This is a genomic window from Sphingomonas sp. GC_Shp_3, from assembly GCF_026540945.1.
In the GTDB taxonomy this organism is placed as follows: Bacteria; Pseudomonadota; Alphaproteobacteria; order Sphingomonadales; family Sphingomonadaceae; genus Sphingomonas.
Genome location: NZ_JALNUT010000026.1, coordinates 1 through 1,048 on the forward strand (window position 1 = coordinate 1; position 1,048 = coordinate 1,048).

1 protein-coding gene is annotated in these 1,048 nt (G+C 62.9%); it reads left to right on the plus strand.

What is annotated here, in order from left to right; genetic code table 11:
* Positions 1-1,043 (plus strand): Hint domain-containing protein (locus OXR00_RS19560; RefSeq protein WP_267389901.1); only part of this gene is annotated, 1,043 nt, incomplete at its 5' end.
* Between the last annotated feature and the right edge of the window lie 5 nt (positions 1,044-1,048).

The following is a 1,048-nucleotide window of genomic DNA, read 5'->3' on the forward strand; positions in this document are numbered from 1 at the left end:
CCGAGGGAACCCCGATCCGAACGCCAGGAGGAGATCGGCCCGTCGAGTCGCTCGAAGTCGGTGACATGGTGCTTACCGCATCCGGTGCTTACCGACCGATCCGTTGGCTGGGACAACGAACCCTCGATTGCGCATGCTTCCCGGACCGCGAAGCCGTACACCCGGTCCGCATCATGACAGGCGCGTTTGGCCCCGGACTGCCAAGACAGGATATCCTGGTGTCTCCCGGACATGCGATCTGCGTGGACGAAGTGCTGATCCAGGCCTCTTGGTTGATCAACAACGCGACGATCGTTCAGGAGGCTGTCGAACAGGTCTCCTACTGGCATGTCGAGCTCGACAGCCACGACATCCTTCTCGCGGCCGACCTGCCAGCAGAGAGCTACCTGCCAAGCCGGAACAGTGCGTTCTTTGCCAACGGGTCCTCGCGCCCCGACGCGGTCTCCAGCCATCAGTCGTATTGCAGGCCGCTGATGCCCGCCGGGCCGATGCTCGAACGTGTCCGTGATCGCCTTCGCGCGCGTGCCGAACAGCTCGGCTGGTGCGTCGATGAAACCCCCGATTCTCAGCTCGGCTTCATTGCGGACGGCCAGTTCCATAAGCCGAAGGTCGTCGGGATGTCCGCCTACGTCGCACTCTCTTCGCCTCCTGACACACTGTCGCTCAGCTCGGCCTGCACAAAGCCGTCCTCGACCTCTGCATCGGCTGATCACAGGACCTTGGGCGTCGCAATCCGGACCCTGACCTTCAAAAGTGCGTCCGGCCTGCAACGCCGCTTCCTCGCTGAAGATCTGGAAGGAGTCGTGGGCTGCTACGCGCTCGAACAGGCAGACGGAATGTCTTTCCGCTGGACCAACGGCTGCGCAGAGCTGCCCGCGCGTTTGTGGGAGGGGTTGAACGGTCCACTGATGTTGCAAGTGGAACTCGCCCGCAAGTGTCTGCCACGTTGGACGTGCAGCGCTCCGGAAAGCGCTTGCCGCTTGGCTGGCCTCGAAGGAGCCGAACCAGCGGCGGCACTCACCAGTTATGTTGCCCTTAGCTGAACGCC